A 20,349-nucleotide genomic window follows, 5' to 3' on the forward strand; every position below is an offset into this window, starting at 1 on the left:
AACTGCTCTGGGTACGCACCTTCTCCACCGTGGAGGCACTCCGACAGGCGCTGCTGGAGTGGGCCCACCGGTACAACGAGCACTGGCTGCTGGAGCGCCACCATTTCCGCTCGCCGAGTCAGGCCCGGCGAGCGCTGATGCAGTCGAAGCAGGCGGCCTGATTACAACCAACCTGGTGTCTCAACAATCCGGTGCGGTACAGGGACTCCAGGATGCCGGGCCGCGATGAAGAGCGCCGCCACCTCCGTCTTGAGCTGCCGGACCTTCTGTCTCCACCGTTCCAGGCTCTTCATTCTCGGTGGAGATTAAGCGGTTCCCTGCGTCAGCCGTCGCATTCTGATCGCACGGAAGGGACTTGCGGACACTGACCCGCCAGGGGGACAGGGAATAGATCCAGGCGCTGTCCAGAGAGGGGGCAAGCGTGCGCGGCGCCTCCCACCGCGAACAGATGAGCCCGGAGATACATGAGCCTCCATTTCCGTTGCGTCTCGCTGTTCGTGATGGGACTGCTCCTGTGTGAGTTCGGCTGCGCGGTTTGCACCCTGGGGGCGGCCCCCTCCCCGCGGAATCCGATCGCGGGGGCTGCGAGCATCATGAGCTGGAGCAAGCCCCAGCGGCTCTCCACCGGGCCGTCGCTTTCGTGGGAGCACACGCGCGTGGCGGCGGGCCCATCCGGGAGCGCCTTCGCCATCTTCGCGCATGTCACGACCCAGAACGCGCCCCACGACTACACGGCGCTCTACGCCAGCCGCTATACCGCCACGTCCGATACATGGACGCCCGAGCAGCCGCTCCAATCCCAACCCGGCAACCTTCTGCGGAGCAGTCTGGCCGCGGATGAGCAGGGAAATGCCATGGCGGTCTGGCTCCAGCAGACCCCGGCGGGCAACACCTTCTTCGCGAGCCACTTTTCAGCGGCGACGGGCCAGTGGAGCCTCGCGCTACAGCTCACGTTCCCCGTTGACGACATCCCCACCATGCGTCTGGCCATGTCCCCCACGGGCGACGCGGTCTTCGTCTGGACAACGCTCTGCAAGACGCTGTGCAAACCCGTTGAGCACCGGGTGATGGCCATGCGCTATGGGGCGGCCAGCAACCGGTGGGTCCAGCCGCCGGTGCCCCTCAACACGGCGCGTGACACCCCGTCTCTCTGGCCCGCCGCCGCGCTCGACGCGAACGGCAGCGCGCTCGTGCAATGGCAGCAGGCGGACGCCCGGGGGACCCAGGCCATTCATGGCAGCGCGTACAACGCCGACAAGTTCCAGTGGTGTGGCGATTCCATCCTGAGCCGGTCGAACTACGGCGCGGCCACGACGCCCGCCATCGCCATGGACGCGGCGGGCAACGCGCTCGCCGTCTGGCCCCAGCACGTCGCGACGCTGACCGGCAAACTGATGCAGGGAATCGACGCACGCCGCTACGACCGTGAGAGCAACACATGGCAGCCCGCCGAGCGCATCGACTCGCACATCTCCGATTACGGAGGCATGTTCAACCCGTCCATCGTCATCGCGACGAACACCGGCGATGCGCTGGCCGGCTGGCTGTACCTCCCCCACCCCCCGCCCCTCACCGGGGCCGCCGAGGGACGCGTGTACCTCGCGTCGAAGGAGGAATGGGACATCCGCCCGCGCTTCGACCGCAGCGTCGACCCGAACAACCCGCGGCTCGGAGGCACCGTGCTGGGCGGATATCCCGTGCTCGCCTCCGACCCGGCCGGTGACCAGGTCGCCTTCTGGGCACAGTCCGACCACACGGCCTGGGCGAGCTACCAATATGCCCCTGGCAACTTCCGGGCCCCGGAACCCCTGCGGTCCGCGCCGGGAGCTGTCGTGGGCGCCATCACGGGGGCCATCGACCTGAATGGGCATGCAACGGCGGTGTGGATTGAGACAGCCGCGGATGGCGACACCCTCTGGGTCGCGCGCTACCAGTAGCCCTGTCGCCCAAGCAGGCAGCCGGTCCAGGGGCGAAAGTCGGAAGGCGCCCCCCTCCCGCAGCCCTGTCAGGAAGGGCCCGGGCACCCCGTCCGAAGTTCTTGCGGTCACGGCCCTGGCCCGGTATACGGGCGGGGCTTCACGGCCAGGTAGCTCACCTGGTTAGAGCGGCGGTCTCATAATCCGCAGGTAGTCAGTTCAAGTCTGACCCTGGCCATCAAGCAGCCCCGGAGTCACTTTCCCAAGTGATTCCGGGGCTTTTTCTTTGGGCCTTCGCTCACGGGCTGGAAGAGCGACGCGGCCGACGACCCCGTCTTCGTCGAGGAATGGCGCTGCGCAGTTTCCGGGTGGAGGCCCGGCAGGCGAACTGTCCCCAGAGCAGATGCTCGACGCTCTCCATCATGTAACGCAGAGCCGTCGGCGTAGGGCGGAGCCCCCGGTGGGCAGCGGCGCTCCCTGCGTCGATAACCACGGACAGTCGCTTCCTGTCCTCCTCCCCGAGGATGCCCTCGTGCTGGAGCACCTCCAGCTTTCTTTGAAAGGGCCCGAGGTCCCCCACGACGCTCGTGGCGAACTGGTCAATCAGCGTTCGGATGCCCATGGCAGGTAGAGCCCGAGCGTCGTGTTCAAGGGCGTCGTAGACCTCGCGGAGGATGTGCTGGAACGCTGGCGGCAGAGCGCGGAGCCAGCGCGGCCTGCGCCAGTTCCGAGAGCTGCGGAGCTGTCTGCGACGGATGCTTCCGGTCATGTGAACCTCCCGTGACTCCAAGCGAAATCATCCGCAGGGCCGTCGTCTACGTCCAGGCACGCTGCAATTGCACCGCAATTGGATAGATTGCAGCCATGGGTTGGCTCCGCGTGCGGGTGGAAGAGCTGGGGATGAAGCCGGGTTCGGACCGCGAGGTTGCGCGCCGGATGCTGAAGTCCCGTCATTGGAGGCAGGAGGAGGGCCTCAATCATCTGGCCACCCTGGCCATCTACCTGGGAAGGCTCGACAAGACGGGCGGGGTGGAGTGGCTCGATTCCCGGCCGGCAGCGCGGAGGGCCCTGGCAGATGTACTGGAACTGGCGCCTGAGGATCTGGAGGAACACCTGAAAAGCGGGGCCCACGAGCCCGCGCGAATCACCGAGGTGCGCCTCACGCTGTGGGACCTGGATGCGCCGTTCGACTTGCGGCGCGAGCCCCTCCCGCCGGGGATTCCGGCGGAAGCGATGGACCCGCGGACCTGGCCGCGCTGGTGGCAGGCCCCAAGTGGCTCGGGCCGCAGCCTCGTGGGCAGGTGGCTCGAAGCACGTGGGCTCGCCACGGTCATCACCGCGGAGACATGGGCCGAGGCTGAACAGCGACTTCCAGCGCGTGGCGCGGTCTTCGTCGAGTTGACGCACTCGGCCCAGACGGCTCCTCCACCGGTGGAGCCTCCCGCCAACCTCGCCATCTGCATCGCCTCGGACGAGTCGCCTCCCCGCCCCCCACTCGATCCTGAAATGGAGTTCCCGTTCCACACCCCGCCTCCCATTTCCGGCTGGTCGCTGGCAGAGCCCGAGCCCTTGCAGTCCTGGTTGGGTTCGTTGGTGTATTGGGCCGCAGGCCGGCTCCCAGGCGAGAGTGCCTTCAACCCTGAGGAATGCCTGCACTGGCTTCAGGCGACCCCTCTCAAGCTGGGCTTGATCGATGGGTTTGGCGCAGCACTGGGCTTTATCGGACTGTTCGCCGAGTTTGGCGGTCGGCGCTCCGCGCGCGTGAAGCGTCCACTGGACCAGGCCACGGACCTCGCGGGGTTGGCCCGGCTCTTCCTTCGAATGCGCCTGCGACGCATCGAGCTCCTCGATGCCGAAGTCCAGCGAGACGATCTCTGGAAGGGCTTGCTGCGACTGGCGCGTGGGCTGCTCATGCGGAGCGCCCGGGACTGGAGGGCCCCAAGGACCCTGGACGAGTGGTACTCGCTGGCGGATGCGCGCCCGGATGCGATGGACCTCCACTGGGTGGAATCATTGCGTACACGGGGCAGCTTGGGGCCGAAAGCCGCGGAGGAACTGAAGCGGGCCGCGAGCGAGTTGCCACCCAATGTGTTTCGCACGGTGCAGGTGCTGAAGGAGCTGAAGATGCTCCGGGCGGAGGCGTCCCAACACTTCACGCTACGCCCCCGGTGGTTTCTCGCCGCGTTGGTTGAAACCACGGGCAACCACTTGCTGGACGAAGGCCCGAGCGCATGGGGAACCGCCCTGCTGCACCAGCACGGTGCGGCCATCGTGCTGGAGCACCTGGTGGCACGCTGCCATCGGGGTGACTACACGCCCATCCAGGCACTGCTGGCCGCTCCCGAGCCCCGAAGGCCAGAGTGGGTCGCGGCGCTGGAGGGCGCCTTGCGCGCACTGGGTATCACGCTCATCGAAGGCGGAGAGGTACCGGAGTCACTGCGATTGGAAGTGCTTCACCAGCAACTTCCCTTGCTCGTCGAGCGATGGGACGACCACCCAGTTCCTCGTGTCGGCTACGAGCCTGCCTGGAGCACCCGGTGGCCCCTGCTGGCTCGAGGGACATGGTACCTCGCCGCCTTCGCACTCGCGGAAACGCTCGCGCCACAGCTCCCCGCGAGCGCCTCCCGGGTGGCTCCATGGCGCGGAGACATGTCCCCGGAGTGCCTCCAAAACCTACTGAGGGAAATCACGCACGTTGGACTGGATCCGGATGGCCTTGCGAAACACAGGCAACTCGGGGCGCTCGAACTCGGCGGCCGCCTGCTCCATGGACTCGGCCCGATTCGCACGACCACCGAGCCAATCAGCTGGCTTCAGCTTCCGGAGTGGCTCCTTCAGCAATTCCAGGCGGGCAGGCTCGCGTGGGAGCATCTTCGCGACGAACTGCATGTCCAACAAGTGCTCCGGCTGATGCCCGAGTACGTTGAACGCCGGGGTGCCAGTTGGGACGCCATGGCCAGAGTGATTTGGAAGGTGTGGCTTGACGCACTGGGGCCAGAGTCAAAGGAGATGCCTCAACTCTTCTGGCCAGAACAGCCCTGGACGCCTGCCTTGTGGGGGGCGCTGCCAATCGAGGCCATCACTCCACTTATCACCCTTTTTCCTGGAGTCCTGACCAACCGGCGCACAGCCTTCAACTACTTCCAGCCGGAGCACTGGCGTGTCTTGTTCCGCTCCCGGGCCCAGACGGGGAACTTGATGGACCATCTCTTCCGCACTGCATCCTTCTGGCGCAGAGTCCCTTCCGACATCTTACGCGAGGCACTCACGAATGGTGTGTTCACTGCCTATGACCACGAGCCGCGCAATCAGCTCTGGCTGCGGATTCCAGCCGAAGTTCCGCAGGACATCAGCCTGCTCATAGACGAGGGACGCTGGAGGGAGGCGATCGACCTCGCGTGGTCACCGCCGGAGGCCCAGAGTGCCGAGGTCATCCATCGCGTGGCGGCCGGACTGTCTCGACAAGATGTTCCGCGCGCCCTGCTGGTGGCATGGGCATACGAAAGCGTTGCGCGAAGGGCACCCGGCTGGGAACAGGCATGGGAAGTGCTTGAGCGCCTCACTGCGGCGTAAGGCTCGACTCCCCCCGGGCGCCCCATAAATCAGGATGGTTGAATGCCGGACCACTGCCCCCGAAACCAGGTCGGCTCTTCACATCAAGTACCCGTACCATCCAACAAAGCACGTCCACGTCCGAAAACGGCCAGACATCCAGGGTCCGCCGTGTGACCTTCACCCCATGGACGGCCTGGACCCCACCGCCTGCTACCGCGCGTTGACGACGCGGGACTCCCGCTTCGACGGGCGGTTCTTCACCGCCGTGAAGACGACGCGCATCTACTGCCGCCCCATCTGCCCGGCCCGCGCGCCCCGCTTCGAGAACTGCACCTTCTACCCCACTGCCGCGGCGGCCCAGGAAGCAGGCTTCCGGCCCTGCCTCCGCTGCCGGCCCGAGGCCTCGCCCTCACTCGCGCCCTGGCGCGGCACCTCCGTCACCGTCTCGCGCGCACTGGCGCTCATCGCGGACGGCCTGCTGGATGCCGACGAGGCCAGCGTCGAGGTGCTGGCTGACAGGCTCGGCGTGGGGGACCGGCAGCTGCGACGGCTCTTTCAACAACACCTGGGCGCATCACCGGTCGCCGTGGCGCAGACGCGCCGCGTGCTATTCGCCCGTCAGCTCATCCACGAGACCTCCCTGCCCATGGCCGAGGTCGCCCTCGCGTCCGGCTTCGGCAGCGTGCGGCGCTTCAACGCCGTCTTCCAGTCGCTCTACGGCCGGCCTCCGGGCACCCTCCGCCGTTCCCGGGCGGCGCCAGTGACGTCCGCCGGTCCCGAGGTGACGCTTCTCATCCCCTACCGGCCGCCCTACGACTGGGACGCGATGGAGGCCTGGCTGACGGCCCGCGCATTCACCGGCATGGAGCACGTCGAGCCCGGCCGCTATCTGCGGACGTTCACGAACGCCTGGGGCCAGGGCGCCGTGGAGGTGTCGCCCGCACCGGGGCTCGACGCCCTGCGCGCCACCCTGCGTGTCAGCGATGTGCGGATGCTGCCCTCCGTCGTCGCCCAGGTCCGGCGCGTCTTCGACGTGGGCGCGGACGTGGAGGCCATCCGTGCCCACCTGTCGACGGATGTCCTGCTCGCGCCCCTGCTCGACGCGCGTCCCGGCCTTCGCGCCCCGGGCGGCTGGGATGGCTTCGAGCTGGCGGTCCGCGCCATCCTGGGCCAGCAGGTGACGACCGTCGCCGCGCGGCAGCTGGGACAGAGGCTCCTCGCCATGCATGGCGAAAGCCTGGACCCGGCGCTCACCGGCGATGCCCGGCTCCAGCGCGCCTTCCCCCGCCCCGAAACCCTCGCATCAGCGGACCTCACCGGCCTGGGCATGCCGGCCGCCCGAGCCCGGGCGATCTCCCAGCTCGCCGCGGCTGTCGCGGCGGATCCCTCGCTGTTCCAGCCCGGCCCGTCACTCGCGGACACCGTCGCCCGCTTCACGCGCCTGCCCGGCATTGGCGAGTGGACCGCCCAGTACATCGCCCTCCGCGCCGTCCGCGAGACGGATGCCTTTCCCGCCTCCGACGTCGCCCTGCTTCGCGCCGCGACGGAAGGCGGAGGCCCACGTCCCACGCCCGAAGCACTCCTGCGGCGCGCCGAAGCCTGGAGCCCGTGGCGCGCATATGCCGCCCAGCACCTCTGGACCGCGGCGGCCCTCACCCCTTCCCGCCGGAAAACCCATGCCTGACCGTCTGCGCTTCTTCATCGATTCCACGCCCACCCCCGCCGGAGTGGCGCTCCTCGTCTGTGATGAGGAAGGCCGCCTGCGCGCGCTGGACTGGGAAGGCTACGAGGCCCGCATGCACCGGCTCCTGCGCCTGCACTACGGCGAGAACGGCTGCGTCCTCGAAACCGCGCGCGACCCCGCCGGCCGCACCTCCGCGCTCCAGGCGTATCTGCGCGGAGACCTGGGCGCCATCGCCTCCCTCCCCGTGGAGACCGGCGGCACGCCCTTCCAGCGCGAGGTCTGGCGCGCCCTCCGCGAGATTCCCGTGGGAACGACGACAACCTACGGCCGGCTCGCCGAACGCATCGGACGTCCCAAGGCCATCCGCGCCGTGGGCCTGGCCAATGGCGCCAATCCCATCAGCATCGTCGTCCCGTGCCACCGCGTTGTCGGTGCCAATGCCTCGCTCACAGGTTATGCAGGAGGCCTGGAACGCAAGCGCTGGCTGCTCGACCATGAGCAGACCCACGCCTGAATCCCTCTCACCCGTCACCGGAGCCCCCACGCATGACCGCCCGTCCCGACACCGCCCCCACCTTCCGCGCGCTGCACCAGGGCCCTGACCTGCTCGTGCTCCCGAATGTCTGGGACGCCGGCAGCGCCCGCCTCTTCGAGAGCCTGGGCGCGAAGGCCATCGCCACCACCAGCGCCGGCATCGCCTGGGCCCTGGGCTACGCGGACGGCAATGCGCTGCCCGTGGACGCGCTCGTCCACACGGTTCGTACCATCGCCCGCGCCATCCAGGTCCCCCTCACCGTGGACGCCGAAGCGGGCTACTCCGACGACCCGGCCACCGCCGCGGAGAACGTGGCCCGCCTCCTGTCCGAGGGCGCCGTGGGCTGCAACCTGGAGGACGGCAGCGGTCCTCCGGAGCTGCTCGCCGCGAAGATTGAACGCGTGAAGCAGGCCGGCGCGCGGCTGGGCGTGGACGTCTTCGTCAACGCGCGCACGGACGTCTACCTTCGCAAGCTCGTGCCGCCCGAGCGCCGCGTGGAGGAGACCCTGGCCCGTGCTGCCCGCTACCAGCAGGCCGGCGCGGATGGCCTCTTCGCCGCGGGCATCACGGACGCGGCAGAAATCCAGGCCATCACCCGGGGCACCTCGCTGCCCGTGAACGTGCTCGCGCGGCAGGACCTCCCCGCCCCGGCGGAGCTGCAGCGGCTGGGGGTGCGGCGGCTCAGCTCCGGCTCCGCCATCCCGGAGGCCATCTGGGGCCGGGCCGGGGCGCTCGCCTCCGCCTTCCTCCGCGAGGGACACTCCGCGAGCCTGTTCGAAGCCGCCGCCAGCTACCCGACCCTCAACGCGCTGATGACCCGGAAGTAGGAACCCAAGCCATGTCCCAGGAGGATCGCCAGCGCTGGAACGACAAGTACCAGCAGGCCACCGCGCCGCGGGAGCCGTCCGCATTCCTCCGCTCGCTCGAGGACCGGCTGCCCCGAAAGGGCCGGGCGCTCGACCTGGCCGGCGGCGCGGGACACGACGCGTGCTGGCTCGCGCGACGCGGGCTGGACGTCACCCTGGTGGACATCTCCGACGTGGCGCTGGCGCAGGCGGAAACCCTGGCGCGCGACGCGGGCGTGTCCCTCACGCGCCTGCGCCTGGACCTGGAAACAGATGCATTGCCTCCCGGTCCGTTCGATCTGGTCGTGTGCTTGAACTACCTCTGGCGGCCGCTCCTGGCCGCTGTGCCGAAGCTCCTTGCACCGGGCGGGTTGTTTGTCTTCGCCCAGCCCACCCGGCGCAACCTGCAACGCCATCCGCACCCGTCCGCGCGCTTCCTCCTGGAGGAGGGTGAACTGCCCACCCTGCTCCAGGGGCTCCAATCCCTCTCATTCACCGAGGACTGGACGGACGCCGGACGTCACGAGGCGCGCATCCTGGCTCAGCGCCGCTTGTACTGAATCTCAATGGCTCTCTGCGGTGCCGCTCCCGGCTCGATGTTGAAGTGCGTGATGACCAGCGCATCCGGACCCGTCAACTCGAGGTCCACGCGCCAGCCCCAGCGGGGCGACTGCTCACCCGTGGAGTAGCTGCCGGTGACGGAGATGCGGTCGCTCACCCCGGCCTCCCCCTGCAGCGCCATGATGTCCGTGCCGACGTGGAAGGTGTCCACCCACGACATGGTGAACTGCCGCCCGTCCAGGTGGTAGCCCAGCGTCGCGATCCCGGACAGCGGCTTGCCCCCAAAGGCAGACGTGTACTCGTGCACCACGTAGCGGCCGTCGAGCACGCTCCGGAAGGTGCCGGAGATGGGCGACTCATCTTCCACCTTGTCGGGCTGGAACCACGTGCGCGCGACGCCCTCCCACGTGCCGACCAGGCGGGAGAGGAGGTGATGGGGACCCGCGGACAGGGATTGCTGCAGACGTTCCTGGCTCATGGGCGCGGAGTCTCCCGGATGCCCCCCGGGCAGGTCCACTTCTCCCGATGTTCCCCGGCACGATGGCCCCGGCGTCGTTAGATTGCCGCCCCTACTTCGTTTCCCATCAGGAGCCTTCCTTGCCCACGACCCCTGCCTATGCCGCCCCCACCGCGAAGGCCGCGCTCGGCCCCTTCACCGTGGAGCGCCGTGAGCCGCGCCCCCAGGACGTGCTCATCGACATCCAGTACTGCGGCGTGTGCCACTCGGACATCCATCAGGCCCGCGACGAGTGGGGCGGCGCCCTCTTCCCCATGGTCCCGGGCCACGAGATCGTCGGCAAGGTGTCCCAGGTGGGCAGCGCCGTCACCACGTTCAAGGTGGGTGACGCCGTGGGCGTGGGCTGCTTCGTGGACTCGTGCCGCGAGTGCCCCCAGTGCCTCGCGGGCGACGAGCAGTACTGCGACCGCGGCGCGGTGAACACCTACAACGGCCGTGAATACGACGGCCAGCCCACCTACGGCGGCTACTCCACGCACATCACCGTGGACGCGAAGTACGTGGTGCGTATCCCGGAGGGCATCCCCCTGGACCGCGCCGCGCCGCTCTTGTGCGCGGGCATCACCACGTACTCGCCGCTGCGCTATTACGGCGTGAAGGCCGGCAGCAAGCTGGCCGTCGTGGGCCTGGGCGGCCTGGGCCACATGGCCGTGAAGCTGGCCAAGGCGATGGGCGCGGAGGTGACGGTGCTGAGCACCTCGCCGTCCAAGCGCGACGACGCGCTCGCCCTGGGCGCCACGCACTTCGAGGCCACGTCCGACAAGGCGACGTTCAAGAAGCTGCGGCGGTCCTTCGACTTCATCCTGGACACCGTCTCCGCCCAGCATGACTACAACGCCTACCTGAGCCTGCTGAAGACGGACGGCACGATGATCATCGTCGGCGCGCCGGAGACTCCCACGCCGCTGGCGGCCTTCTCACTCATCCCCCGCCGGCTCAAACTGGGCGGCTCCATGATTGGCGGCATCCGTGAGACGCAGGAGATGCTCGACTTCTGCGCGAAGCACCACGTCGCCTCCGACGTGGAGGTCATCCCCATCCAGAAGATCAACGACGCCTACGAGCGCATGCTCAAGAACGACGTGCGCTACCGCTTCGTCATCGACACGGCGAGCCTGAAGTAGTCCTCACCGCGAAGCCCCGGCGTCCCTGCACGCCGGGGCCCTTCGTGAAGCCTCAGCCGCGCCAGGCCGTCCAGAGCGACACGAGGCCGAAGAGGAAGAAGAGCGCGGCGGTCACCCAGCGCACGTACTTCATGTTCACCCGCCCGGACAGCCGGTCGCCCAGGAACACCGCGAGGCCGTCCGACACCAGCATCCCCGCCGTCGTGCCCAGCGTCACCAGCACCGGCGCCTGGTAGCGCGCGGCCACCGCCATGGTGGCCAGCTGCGTCTTGTCCCCCATCTCCGCCATGAAGAAGAGCGCCACCGTGGTGAGGAAGGCGCCGAAGCGCGGAGGCTTTCCGCCGTCTTCATCCAGCGTGTCGGGCTTGAGCGTCCACAGGCCGAAGCCCAGGAACAACACCGCCAGGACCAGCGCCATCACCCGCGCGGGGACGTGCGTGGACACCCACGTGCCCACCGACGACGCCAGCGCGTGGTTGGCCACCGTGGCCACGAAGATGCCGCCCAGCACCACCCACGGCTTGCGGAACCTGGACGCCAGCGAGAACGCCAGCAGCTGCGTCTTGTCCCCCATCTCACTGGCGGCGACGAGGACGAATGATCCGACAATGGCTTCCAAAGACACGATGGCACCCCATCCCAGTTCCTGGCGCGGAGGATGTCGTGGGGTGGAGCGCTTCAGGGAGGAGCGCGCACGACGGACCTCGGCCAGGGAGCGTTGAATCCCTGTCCGAAGGTCTCGTTCGTCTCGCGCGCTTCACGAGATGGGGGCCCGGGCTGTCACCAGCCAGTGTGTCGAGCGCCCCTCCGCCCCTCGCTGCCGGGCGGGAACTACTCCCCTTACGTGGATGCGCGAGTAACAGCGCACCGGGTTCCAAGTCAACCCGGCCCGTCGCGTGTTCCTTTTTTTGACGGCACGAGAGGCCGGCCCCCTAATGCCCACGCCAGGTCGGTAGCGGCCTGTAGCAGCATTCCTGGAGGAAGCCCGATGCAGGATGGAAGCGCCAGCCCGCTGAGCCCCGACGCTCCGTCGTCCCCGTCCGCGGTGGAACCCGGTGAGGTCCGAAGCCCCGAGGCCGACATCGTCTCCACCCACGTCCTCGTTCCCGAGGAGCAGGTGCACAAGCTGCGCGAACTGGCGCGGCGCACCCGCATCCACCAGAGCGAGTACCTGCGTGAAGCCGTGGAGGACCTGCTGTCCAAGTACGGCCGCATCCCCGCCAAGACAGAGGGCCAGTCGTGAGCGGCCCCCTGCTCCGCCGCCGCGCCCGCCTGCTGAGTGAGCGGCTGTGGCGCTGGCTGGAGCAGGAGCTGTAATCCTCCCGTCATCGCCTCCAGGCCCACCTGGAGCGGTCCGGGAGGAACACGCTAGGGTTGTTCGCCTCTCCTTCCAGGAGTCGCGCCCCGGATGCGTCCCTCCCTGCTGTCCGCACTGCTCGCGCTGGCCGCCACCGGCTGCGCCACCCCCGGCTTCGAGAAGCTCTACCCCGGCATGACGGCCGCCCAGGTGGCGGACACCATGGGCAGGGGGCCGGAGCGGGCGCAGGAGTTCGCGGACGGCTCGGCGGCCTGGTACTTCGACGAGGACCACTGCGTGCTGATGCGCGACCACGTGCTGGTGGCCAAGTCCACCACCGAGACTCGCACTGCGGTGCGCACGCCCGTGGGTTCGCTGAAGGACGCCGCCAAGGCCTGGTGCGGTCCGCCGGGCACCGACGGCAAGCGCGAGCAGAGCATCGAGACGCCCTTCGGCACGTTCAAGGGCACCGTGGACCCCGCCGCCGTCACCGATCAGGTGAGGAACAGCGTGCGCGCCCAGCAGGTGCCTCCCGCGTCCCCGCCACCGACCGACGGCGGGCAGGCCACCCAGCCCGCCCCGTAGCGCCGGACGGGCTTCAGGCCACCGACGAGCGGGTGACCGAGGTGTCGTCGTCCTTCTTCATCTTCCCCGCCAGCTCACGGAAGGACATGTGGCTGATGGACAGCAGGATGAGGCCGAAGGCGATCTGCTGGAACGTCTGGCACATCCACAGCACGTTCGCGTAGGCGAGCCCGTGCGCGTTCACCATCGCGGCGGGCATGAACAACCCCAGGCCCACCTTGGTGGCGGCCTGGAAGGTGCCCATCATCCCGGGCGCGGCGGGGATCATCACGCCCACCACCAGCACGCACATCACGATGTAGGACTGGAACAGCGTCAGGTTCATGGGCTCGCAGGCCGTGCCCGCCGCCGCGCCGGAGCAGTCGAAGGCGCGCGCGAGCAGCGCCATGCCCAGGCCGTTCACGCCCCAGTAGGCGACCGTGTAGAGGAAGAAGAGGGCGATGTGCTTGCGGTCGGGGAGCTGCCGCATGGCCCCCACGAAGGTGTCCACGACGTCCGCCACCTTGTCCGCGATGCCCGGCGAGAAGCGGCCCACGGTGGCGCGCACCAGTCGCACCGTGCGCTCCTGCTGCCACAGGCCCAGCAGCAGGAACATCAGGCCGCCACCGAACACGGCGAACATCAGCCACGCGCCCAGCTTCACGTACCGGACCTCGGGGGTCTCCGTCGGGACGAAGAAGAGCAGCACCCGGAACAGCGCAGCGACGAAGAGGCCATCCACGATGCGCTCCAGCACCACGGACGTCATGGCCGCGCTGCGGCGGATGGAGCTGCGCTGGGCGATGAGGAAGGGCCGCGCGAACTCACCCAGCCGGAACGGCAGCACCAGCAGCATCATGAAGCCGATGCCGGACGCTTCGTTCAGCTTGCGGAACGGGACGCGCTCCAGGCCGGACAGCAACGCACCCCAGCGCAACGTGCGGAAGATGTGCACGAAGGTGAGGCACACGCAGTACGGCAAGATCCACGCGTAGTTGGCCGCCTTGAGGCTGGCGACCTGCGTGGACAGGTCCGTGTCCCGGAAGGCCCACCACATGAAGGCAACGGTGACGAGCAGGCTGGCGATGAGGTTGACGGCGCGTTTCACGGCAGGCGGGTATAGCGTCACTCTCCCCGCGACTCCAGCGGCACGCCCGCCCCCTGCCCTCCGGGGCGCACGGGCGCGGGCCTTCCGGTGGCACGCTCCCCTGCCCTGTCGTTCGCGCGGTCCGGGAATCTTCCAGCTTCGGACGCCGGCAACGGCTAGGCGTCGTGGTGGCGGCGCGGCTCGCCGTCGGAGGGGAGCTCGTCCTCCTGCTGCTCGGCCTGACGGTCGGGCACGCGGTACTCCTCACCCAGCCAACGGCCCAGGTCGACGGCGCGGCAGCGGCGGGAGCAGAAGGGATGGGAGGTGTTCTCCGGACGCGGAGGCACGGGCTTCTGACAGATGGGACACGGCGCGAGTGGCATGGCGGATGGAGTCCTAGATAAGCCTTGACGCTCCGGCGGGCCAGGACGTTTCGTGCCCGGCCCCGTGCAGATGCCTCCGGAGACCGCTCACACGCTGTTGCAGGGCGACCGGCTGTCCCGGGACTTCACCGCCGTGGGCGTGGAGGACACGGTCGCCCAGGCGCTGGAGAAGCTGCGCGCCCACCCCGGCACGGGGGAGATCTTCTACTGCTACGCGTGCGACCCGGCCGGCCGGCTGGTGGGCGTGGTGCCCATCCGCAAGCTGATCCGCGCGGCGCCCGACGAGCGCATCGCGTCGCTGATGTTCACGCGGGTGGTGAAGCTGCCGGTGGACGCCTCCGACGCGCTGGTGGAGGACTTCTTTGTCACCTACCGCTTCCTGGCGTTTCCGGTGGTGGACGCGGAAGAGCGCATCGTGGGCGTGGTGGAGATGAACCAGTTCGTGGACGCGTTCTCCGACACGCTCTTCGACGAGGTGGAGGGCCGCGTGCGCGACGAGGTCTACCGCTTCGTGGGCCTGCCCAAGGGCGAGGCGCGCGAGACGCGGCCCGGGCGCATGGCGCTCAAGCGCTTCCCGTGGCTGCTCGTGAACATCGGCGGCGGGTTCCTGGCGGCCACGACGACGCGGCTGTTCGAGCGCACGGTGGCGGAGCTGGTGGTGGTGAGCGCCTTCATCCCCATGGTGCTGGTGCTGTCGGAGAGCCTGGGCGTGCAGACGACGGCGGTGGCCGCGTCGATGGTGACGCACGGAGAGGTGGACCGGAAGGTGGTGGCGCGCGAGGTGCTGGCCGCGAGCCTGGCCGGGTTGATGGCGGCGGCGGTGGTGGCGCTCCTGGGGCGCGTCTATTCGCCGGGGTTCGGCTTTCCCCTGGCGCTGTTCGTGGCGGTGACGGTGTCCGCCACGCTGGCGTCGTGCCTGGGCGGCGTGCTGCCGTTCCTCTTCAAGCGGTTGAAGGTGGATCCGCATCTGGCGTCGGCGCCGCTGGTGCTGGCGGTGTCCGACAACGTGACGCTGCTGGCGTACTTCGGATTGGTGACGCGGCTGTTGTTGTAACGGTGTGGCAGGTTTTCACGTGGAAGGGGGCAGGTCATGAAGGTCGTGCGCATCACGAAGCCGGGCGGTCCGGAGGTCCTCGCGTTCGACGAGCGGCCGGAGCCGGTGCCGGGGCCCTACGACGTGCAGGTGCGGGTGCGGGCGAGCGCGCTGAACCGGGCGGACCTGCTCCAGGTACGGGGTGCCTATCCGCCGCCGCCCGACGTACCCCAGGATGTGCCGGGCCTGGAGTACGCGGGCGAGGTGGTGGCGGTGGGCCCGCGCGCGCGCAAGTTCCAGCCAGGCGACCGGGTGATGGGGCTGGTGGGTGGCGGCGCGTGGAGCGAGGTGCTCACCACGCACGAGCGCGAGGTGCTGCGCATGCCTCGCGGGCTGGACTTCGCGGACGCGGCGGCGCTGCCGGAGGCGTACCTCACGGCGTACGACGCGCTGGTGCTCCAGGCGGACCTGAGGCCCGGGGAGACGGTGCTGGTGCACGCGGTGGCGAGCGGCGTGGGCTCCGCCGCGGCGCTGCTCTGCCGGGCCATGGGCGTGCGGGTGGTGGGCACGGGGCGGAGCGCGGAGAAGCTGGCGCGGGCCTCCGAATGGGGCGTGGGCCACACGGTGCTGTGTGAGAGCAACCCGCCGGTGTTCGCGGATGCCGTACTGAAGGCGACCGAAGGCCGGGGCGCGGACGTGTGCCTGGACCTGGTGGGCGGCGCCTACCTGCCGGAGTCCGTGAAGGCCATGGCGCCCCGCGGGAGGCTGATGCAGGTGGGCTCGGTGGCGGGCGCGCGAGCGGAGCTGGACCTGGGGCCGGTGATGCGCAAGCGGCTCACGCTCAAGGGGACGGTGCTCCGCAGCCGGCCCGCGGAGGAGAAGATGCTGCTCACGCAGGTGGCGGAGCGGCAGCTGTTGCCCCTGTTCGACTCCGGGGCGCTGAAGGCCGTGGTGGATGCCGTGTTGCCCATGACGGAGCTCCGCTCCGGGCTGGAGCGGATGGCGGGCAACAGCACCGTGGGCAAGATCGTCGTTCGCTGGGACTGAAGCCGCTACACGCTCCGCTTTCGGGCGGGAGCCTTCTTCACCGCTCGCTTGGGAGCAGTCACAGCGGGCTCCTCCGCCTTGAGCACTTTGGCGGAAGCGCACCTGCGCCAGGCCTCCTTGAGCAGGACCTCCAGCAGGCGCCGATTCACGGTCCTCAGACGCACGATGACCATGGGCCAGTCCTGGTAGTGCGGCGTCACTTTGAACATGTCTGGCTTGGAATCCAGCAGGGCCTCGCGGTGGTCGAAATCCACCTGGATGACGATGGAGTCGTCATCCAGCACCCGGGCGAAGAGCTTGTCGCTCACCCGGAACCCGGGCGTTCCGTAGGAGGGGCGCTCCTCCGTCGACGGCAGGGCCAGCGCCATTTCGCGCACGTCGTCCACCGTGAGCCGTCCCTTGCGCTTCGCCACCGTCTTCTTCCGCGTCGCCATCCGTTTCCTCCCTGCCCTGCCGCCAGGCACCACCGAAGCCATTGCGCCCCGGATGCGGAACCGTATCCTGCGCCGCCATGGCTACCCACTTCGACCCCGCCGCCGCCGCGCAGCCGGGCTCCGGCATCTTCGGCCTCCCCCACTCTCCCGACGACGCCCACGTCGTCGTCATCCCCGTGCCCTTCGAGGCCACCACCAGCTACGGCGGCGGCACGTCCAACGGCCCCGCCGCTCTGCTGGAGGCCAGCAAGCAGGTGGACCTCTTCGACGTGGAGACCGGCCGGCCCTACGAGCGCGGCATCGCCATGCTGGAGGCCCCCGCTGAGCTGCACGAGTGGAACGAGCGCGCAAAGGAGCGCGCCCAGCTCGTCATCGAGGCCGGCGGCATCGACTCCGGCGAGGCCGAGCTGCTCCTCGCCGCCAAGGACGTGAACGGCTTCAGCGAGAAGCTCAACGACCACGTCTACCGCACCGCGAAGCAGTGGATTGAGCAGGGCAAGCTCGTGGCCGCCGTGGGAGGCGATCACGCCATCTCCTTCGGCATCGTCCAGGCCCACGCGGAGAAGTACCCCGGCATGGGCGTGCTGCACCTGGACGCGCACGCCGACCTGCGCGTCGCGTACGAGGGCTTCACCTGGTCGCACGCGTCCATCTTCTACAACGTGTGCGAGCGCATCCCGGGCGTGAAGACGCTGGTCCAGGTGGGCCTGCGCGACATGAGCGAGAACGAGCACCGCTACATCGAGGACTCCGGCGGCCGCATCCACGCCTTCTACGACGCCGTCCTCCAGCAGAACCGCTTCGACGGCCTGCCCTGGAACCAGCAGGTGAAGCAGATCGTCGACAAGCTGCCGCAGCAGGTCTACCTGTCCTTCGACATCGACGGCCTGGACCCCGTGCTGTGCCCGAACACCGGCACGCCCGTCCCCGGCGGCCTGTCCTTCCCGGAGGCCATCGCGCTCGTCGCGGGCGTCGTGCGCTCGGGCCGCACCATCGTCGGCTTCGACCTCACCGAAGTGGCCCCCGACCCGGAGGGCAGCGAGTGGGACGCCAACGTGGGCGCCCGCCTGCTCTACAAGATGATCGGCTGGATGCTGAAGTCGCAGAAGGCCTGAGGCGTCAGGCCACGCGCGGCAATGACACGCTGAACGTCGCGCCCTGCCCGGGGCGCGACTCGGCGGAGAGCGCGCCGCCGTGCAGCTTCGCCAGCTCCGAGGCCACGTAGAGCCCCAGCGCATCTCCCCGCGCGGGGCCCTCCGGGAAGGGCTGGAACAGCCGGGGCAGCTCCGCATCCGGGATGCCCGGCCCCGGGTCGCTCACGCGCACCAGCACCTGCTCCGCGGACGCCTCCAGTTCCACGCGCACCCCGCCCTGCCGGGCCGCGTTCGACAGGAGCACGTCGAACACCTGCTCCAGGCGCTCCGGGTCGAAGCGAAGGCCCACCGCCTCCGGGGGCACCGTCACCTCCACCGGCACGCCCGGCCCCGTGGTGCGGCAGCGCGCGACGGAGGCCTCCAGCGGCTGGCGCAGGTCGCCCTCCACCGGCCGCAACGTCACGCTGCCCGCGCTCAGACGGGCGGCGTCCTGGAGGTAGCGGCCCATCCGCTCCAGCGACTGGAGCTGCGCGCCCAGCGCCTCCACCGCGCCCTTGCCCGGTGGGGGCAGGTCTCGAAGCGTGCGCAGTTGATCCCTCGCGGCCTCCAGCGGGCCCTGGAGCGACTGCGCCACCCACCGGCTCAGCGCCTCCACGGGCGTGGTGGGCTCCGGGGGCGCGGCGGGGGCCTTCTCCAGCACGTCGTGGACCAGCGTCTCGAAGTCGGTGATCTCAAAGGGCTTGTTGAGGAACGCGGACGCATCCGGCGAGCCCTGCTGGAGCACGGCGCTCAGCAGGATGATGGGCACCTCGCGCAGGCCCGGCTCCTGCTTCAGCCGGCTGCACAGCTCCATGCCGCTCATGCGCGGCATCATGTGGTCCGTCACCACCAGCCGCGGACGGTGGGCCCGGGCAAGCGCCAGCGCCTCCTCGCCATCCCGCGCGCGCACCACGTCGTGCCCCAGGTCCTCAATCACCTGACTCAGGACTTCCAGCACGGCGGGTTCGTCATCCGCGACCAGGACGAGACTCATGCGCAACCGCTCCCAAGGCCCCCGCGGGCAGCCAGCAACACGCCGCGCCGGGACTCCCAGGGCTGCCCTTGCTCCCCCAACGCCGCAATCGGCCCAGGGCAAGGACGTTCTGCCTGAAAGTGCGTTCGATCACGGCTGCGGCATCTGGTCTATGAAGAGCCGGACGCCGCTTCCAGACACCCAGGGAATGGCTGAGGCCTTCCCGACATTCAGACTGTCTTCCGGGAGACAATTCCCGGCGGCGTACGGAGGAATGGCATGAGGGCAGCACACATCCGGTGGGGGCTCTTGCTGTGGGGGCTCGTGCTGGCGCTCCCGGCGCACGCGGACCTGTCCCGGCGCCGCAGCGACGTGGTGGAGGTCGTGCAGAAGGTCTCCCCTGCGGTCGTCTACATCGGCACCGAACAGGAGGTGGAGTCGCGCTTCCGGGGCCGGCCCCGCTCGCCCCTGGAGGAGTTCTTTGGCCAGGGGATGGCGCAGCCGGAGACGCGCCAGCGGATTACGGGCCTGGGCAGCGGCGCCATCATCGACCCGTCCGGCATCATCGTCACCAACGACCACGTCATCCGGGGCGCGTCCGCCATCCACGTGGTGCTCGCGGACGGGCGCACCTTCGACGCGGAGGTCGTGGGCAGTGACGCGAACAACGACCTGGCGGTCCTCAAGGTCAACGCGAAGGAGCCCCTGCCCACGGCGAAGCTGGGCACCAGCAGTGACTTGATGATTGGCGAGACGGTGGTCGCCATCGGCAGTCCGTTCGGCCTGAGCAAGACCGTCACGGCGGGCGTGGTGTCCGCCACGGGCCGCACCTTCCGTGCGGACAGCCGCGTCTACAACGACTTCCTCCAGACGGACGCGGCCATCAACCCGGGCAACTCCGGCGGGCCGCTGCTCAACGTGGACGGAGAGATTATCGGCATCAACACGGCCATCTACGCCAACGGGCAGGGCATCGGCTTCGCCATCCCCGCGGACAAGGTGCGGCGCATCGTGGAGGAGCTCACACGCTTCGGGAAGGTGCGCCCCGCGTGGGTGGGCATGGACACGGCGGACCTGCCCTCGCAGGTGGCCGCGCGGCTCGGGTGGGACCGCACGTACGGTGTCATCGTGACGAACGTGGATCCGGACAGCCCCGCAGCGCAGGCCGGTGTGCAGCGCGGAGACCTGGTCGCGGAGCTGGGCGGTTCGCGCATCCAGGACGCGGAGGATTTCGATTCGCGCGTGCGCGGCTACCCCGCCCGCTCGGTCTTCCCCTTGGTGCTCTTCCGAGCAGGCGGCAACCGCACGGTGCAGGTGACGCCGGTCGAATTTCCAGCTCGCCTGCTTGAGAACCTGGCGTGGGAGAAGCTGGGACTCCGCGTGAAGGAATCCAAGGGCGGGATGGCGATTGCGTCCGTGCGGCAGGGGTCGGCTGCCTCGGAGATTGGGCTGGAGCCGGGGGACGTGCTGTTGCGGATGAACAATCAGCCTGTCCCCACGGGTGACACTTTCCGTGAAGCCCTGCTGACGGCGCGACGGGGACGTAGCGTGCTGTTGCTCGTGCGGCGCGGGCGTTATGGCTACCACCTGACGCTGCCTTTCGAAGGCCAGCGACTCTAGGCGCGACCCGGGGATTCCAGGATCGACGGGAAGGGCACTAG

At 69.2% G+C, this 20,349-nt stretch carries 20 protein-coding genes and 1 tRNA gene; 14 read left to right on the forward strand and 7 right to left on the reverse strand.

What is annotated here, in order from left to right:
• The first annotated feature begins 593 nt into the window (after positions 1 to 593).
• Together D7X30_RS26235 and D7X30_RS26240 are read left to right on the forward strand one after the other, a co-directional pair.
• Entirely contained in the window at positions 594 to 1,937 is a 1,344-nt protein-coding gene (locus tag D7X30_RS26235; RefSeq protein WP_147443310.1) for a hypothetical protein, read from the forward strand.
• Between the two features lie 143 nt (positions 1,938 to 2,080).
• Positions 2,081 to 2,154: transfer RNA gene (locus tag D7X30_RS26240), tRNA-Ile, on the forward strand.
• A 60-nt stretch (positions 2,155 to 2,214) separates the two neighbouring features.
• Here the strand turns inward: D7X30_RS26240 and D7X30_RS43845 are convergent.
• Complete coding sequence (locus D7X30_RS43845) at positions 2,215 to 2,685, reverse strand: DUF4145 domain-containing protein (RefSeq protein ID WP_120565713.1); 471 nt, start codon at positions 2,683 to 2,685, stop codon at positions 2,215 to 2,217.
• 95 nt (positions 2,686 to 2,780) lie between these two features.
• On the opposite strand from D7X30_RS43845, the gene D7X30_RS26250 reads away from it, so the two are divergent.
• From D7X30_RS26250 to D7X30_RS26270, 5 genes are all read left to right on the forward strand, one after another.
• A complete protein-coding gene (locus D7X30_RS26250) occupies positions 2,781 to 5,489 on the forward strand; it encodes a hypothetical protein (protein ID WP_120565714.1) in 2,709 nt (902 codons plus the stop codon).
• A gap of 166 nt (positions 5,490 to 5,655) precedes the next feature.
• Entirely contained in the window at positions 5,656 to 7,155 is a 1,500-nt protein-coding gene (locus D7X30_RS26255; protein WP_120565715.1) for an AlkA N-terminal domain-containing protein, read from the forward strand.
• Positions 7,148 to 7,669 (forward strand): methylated-DNA--[protein]-cysteine S-methyltransferase, encoded by a 522-nt coding sequence (ogt, locus tag D7X30_RS26260; RefSeq protein WP_199724552.1) that lies wholly within the window; start codon positions 7,148 to 7,150, stop codon positions 7,667 to 7,669. Before D7X30_RS26255 ends, ogt begins: the two co-directional genes overlap by 8 nt.
• Positions 7,670 to 7,701: 32 nt before the next feature.
• Positions 7,702 to 8,517, forward strand: coding sequence for an isocitrate lyase/phosphoenolpyruvate mutase family protein (locus D7X30_RS26265; RefSeq protein WP_120565716.1), 816 nt, complete (start codon positions 7,702 to 7,704; stop codon positions 8,515 to 8,517).
• A gap of 11 nt (positions 8,518 to 8,528) precedes the next feature.
• Positions 8,529 to 9,095 carry a bifunctional 2-polyprenyl-6-hydroxyphenol methylase/3-demethylubiquinol 3-O-methyltransferase UbiG gene (locus tag D7X30_RS26270; RefSeq protein WP_120565717.1) on the forward strand — a complete coding sequence of 189 codons (567 nt, stop codon included), beginning with the start codon at positions 8,529 to 8,531 and terminating at the stop codon, positions 9,093 to 9,095.
• Here the strand turns inward: D7X30_RS26270 and D7X30_RS26275 are convergent.
• On the reverse strand, positions 9,077 to 9,574 hold the full coding sequence (locus tag D7X30_RS26275; protein WP_120565718.1) for a DUF1579 domain-containing protein: 498 nt from the start codon (positions 9,572 to 9,574) through the stop codon (positions 9,077 to 9,079). The genes D7X30_RS26270 and D7X30_RS26275 overlap by 19 nt on opposite strands.
• Before the next feature lie 119 nt (positions 9,575 to 9,693).
• Here D7X30_RS26275 and D7X30_RS26280 point away from each other — a divergent pair, with 119 nt between their 5' ends.
• Positions 9,694 to 10,737, forward strand: a complete 1,044-nt coding sequence (locus D7X30_RS26280; RefSeq protein ID WP_120565719.1) for an NAD(P)-dependent alcohol dehydrogenase — start codon at positions 9,694 to 9,696, stop codon at positions 10,735 to 10,737.
• A gap of 52 nt (positions 10,738 to 10,789) precedes the next feature.
• On the opposite strand, the gene D7X30_RS26285 is transcribed toward D7X30_RS26280, so the two are convergent.
• Positions 10,790 to 11,356 carry a TMEM165/GDT1 family protein gene (locus tag D7X30_RS26285; RefSeq protein WP_120565720.1) on the reverse strand — a complete coding sequence of 189 codons (567 nt, stop codon included), beginning with the start codon at positions 11,354 to 11,356 and terminating at the stop codon, positions 10,790 to 10,792.
• Between the two features lie 369 nt (positions 11,357 to 11,725).
• Here D7X30_RS26285 and D7X30_RS26290 point away from each other — a divergent pair, with 369 nt between their 5' ends.
• Together D7X30_RS26290 and D7X30_RS26295 are read left to right on the forward strand one after the other, a co-directional pair.
• Complete coding sequence (locus D7X30_RS26290; protein WP_120565721.1) at positions 11,726 to 11,980, forward strand: ribbon-helix-helix domain-containing protein; 255 nt, start codon at positions 11,726 to 11,728, stop codon at positions 11,978 to 11,980.
• A gap of 165 nt (positions 11,981 to 12,145) precedes the next feature.
• Positions 12,146 to 12,619, forward strand: coding sequence for a hypothetical protein (locus D7X30_RS26295; RefSeq protein WP_120565722.1), 474 nt, complete (start codon positions 12,146 to 12,148; stop codon positions 12,617 to 12,619).
• A 13-nt stretch (positions 12,620 to 12,632) separates the two neighbouring features.
• Here the strand turns inward: D7X30_RS26295 and D7X30_RS26300 are convergent, their stop codons facing one another.
• Positions 12,633 to 13,706 (reverse strand): lysylphosphatidylglycerol synthase transmembrane domain-containing protein, encoded by a 1,074-nt coding sequence (locus D7X30_RS26300; RefSeq protein WP_120565723.1) that lies wholly within the window; start codon positions 13,704 to 13,706, stop codon positions 12,633 to 12,635.
• Positions 13,707 to 13,861: 155 nt separating this feature from the next.
• Positions 13,862 to 14,068, reverse strand: coding sequence for a DNA gyrase inhibitor YacG (locus tag D7X30_RS26305; RefSeq protein WP_014396283.1), 207 nt, complete (start codon positions 14,066 to 14,068; stop codon positions 13,862 to 13,864).
• Between the two features lie 52 nt (positions 14,069 to 14,120).
• Between D7X30_RS26305 and D7X30_RS26310 the strand changes: the two genes are divergently transcribed.
• Entirely contained in the window at positions 14,121 to 15,122 is a 1,002-nt protein-coding gene (locus D7X30_RS26310; RefSeq protein WP_120565724.1) for a magnesium transporter, read from the forward strand.
• 36 nt (positions 15,123 to 15,158) lie between these two features.
• Positions 15,159 to 16,148: an NAD(P)H-quinone oxidoreductase gene (locus tag D7X30_RS26315; protein WP_120565725.1), complete on the forward strand. Its 990-nt coding sequence runs from the start codon at positions 15,159 to 15,161 to the stop codon at positions 16,146 to 16,148.
• A 5-nt stretch (positions 16,149 to 16,153) separates the two neighbouring features.
• On the opposite strand, the gene D7X30_RS26320 is transcribed toward D7X30_RS26315, so the two are convergent.
• Positions 16,154 to 16,582 carry an MmcQ/YjbR family DNA-binding protein gene (locus tag D7X30_RS26320; RefSeq protein WP_120565726.1) on the reverse strand — a complete coding sequence of 143 codons (429 nt, stop codon included), beginning with the start codon at positions 16,580 to 16,582 and terminating at the stop codon, positions 16,154 to 16,156.
• 77 nt (positions 16,583 to 16,659) lie between these two features.
• On the opposite strand from D7X30_RS26320, the gene D7X30_RS26325 reads away from it, so the two are divergent.
• Positions 16,660 to 17,697, forward strand: coding sequence for an agmatinase family protein (locus D7X30_RS26325; RefSeq protein WP_120565727.1), 1,038 nt, complete (start codon positions 16,660 to 16,662; stop codon positions 17,695 to 17,697).
• A gap of 4 nt (positions 17,698 to 17,701) precedes the next feature.
• Here D7X30_RS26325 and D7X30_RS26330 read toward each other — a convergent pair whose 3' ends face one another.
• On the reverse strand, positions 17,702 to 18,709 hold the full coding sequence (locus D7X30_RS26330) for a hybrid sensor histidine kinase/response regulator (protein WP_120565728.1): 1,008 nt from the start codon (positions 18,707 to 18,709) through the stop codon (positions 17,702 to 17,704).
• 258 nt (positions 18,710 to 18,967) lie between these two features.
• On the opposite strand from D7X30_RS26330, the gene D7X30_RS26335 reads away from it, so the two are divergent.
• Entirely contained in the window at positions 18,968 to 20,308 is a 1,341-nt protein-coding gene (locus D7X30_RS26335) for a trypsin-like peptidase domain-containing protein (RefSeq protein WP_120565729.1), read from the forward strand.
• Positions 20,309 to 20,349 lie beyond the last annotated feature (41 nt).

The organism is Corallococcus sp. AB011P (assembly GCF_003611605.1).
In the GTDB taxonomy this organism is placed as follows: domain Bacteria; phylum Myxococcota; class Myxococcia; order Myxococcales; family Myxococcaceae; genus Corallococcus; species Corallococcus coralloides.

Coding starts and splice junctions, on each gene's coding strand:
- ogt (WP_199724552.1), top strand. CDS start 7,148: ATGCCTGACCGTCTGCGCTTCTTCATCGATTCCACGCCCACCCCCGCC.
- D7X30_RS26255 (WP_120565715.1), top strand. CDS start 5,656: ATGGACGGCCTGGACCCCACCGCCTGCTACCGCGCGTTGACGACGCGG.
- D7X30_RS26295 (WP_120565722.1), top strand. CDS start 12,146: ATGCGTCCCTCCCTGCTGTCCGCACTGCTCGCGCTGGCCGCCACCGGC.
- D7X30_RS26290 (WP_120565721.1), top strand. CDS start 11,726: ATGCAGGATGGAAGCGCCAGCCCGCTGAGCCCCGACGCTCCGTCGTCC.
- D7X30_RS26275 (WP_120565718.1), bottom strand. CDS start 9,574: ATGAGCCAGGAACGTCTGCAGCAATCCCTGTCCGCGGGTCCCCATCAC.
- D7X30_RS26265 (WP_120565716.1), top strand. CDS start 7,702: ATGACCGCCCGTCCCGACACCGCCCCCACCTTCCGCGCGCTGCACCAG.
- D7X30_RS26335 (WP_120565729.1), top strand. CDS start 18,968: ATGAGGGCAGCACACATCCGGTGGGGGCTCTTGCTGTGGGGGCTCGTG.
- D7X30_RS43845 (WP_120565713.1), bottom strand. CDS start 2,685: ATGACCGGAAGCATCCGTCGCAGACAGCTCCGCAGCTCTCGGAACTGG.
- D7X30_RS26235 (WP_147443310.1), top strand. CDS start 594: ATGAGCTGGAGCAAGCCCCAGCGGCTCTCCACCGGGCCGTCGCTTTCG.
- D7X30_RS26250 (WP_120565714.1), top strand. CDS start 2,781: ATGGGTTGGCTCCGCGTGCGGGTGGAAGAGCTGGGGATGAAGCCGGGT.
- D7X30_RS26330 (WP_120565728.1), bottom strand. CDS start 18,709: ATGAGTCTCGTCCTGGTCGCGGATGACGAACCCGCCGTGCTGGAAGTC.
- D7X30_RS26315 (WP_120565725.1), top strand. CDS start 15,159: ATGAAGGTCGTGCGCATCACGAAGCCGGGCGGTCCGGAGGTCCTCGCG.
- D7X30_RS26320 (WP_120565726.1), bottom strand. CDS start 16,582: ATGGCGACGCGGAAGAAGACGGTGGCGAAGCGCAAGGGACGGCTCACG.
- D7X30_RS26325 (WP_120565727.1), top strand. CDS start 16,660: ATGGCTACCCACTTCGACCCCGCCGCCGCCGCGCAGCCGGGCTCCGGC.
- D7X30_RS26270 (WP_120565717.1), top strand. CDS start 8,529: ATGTCCCAGGAGGATCGCCAGCGCTGGAACGACAAGTACCAGCAGGCC.
- D7X30_RS26305 (WP_014396283.1), bottom strand. CDS start 14,068: ATGCCACTCGCGCCGTGTCCCATCTGTCAGAAGCCCGTGCCTCCGCGT.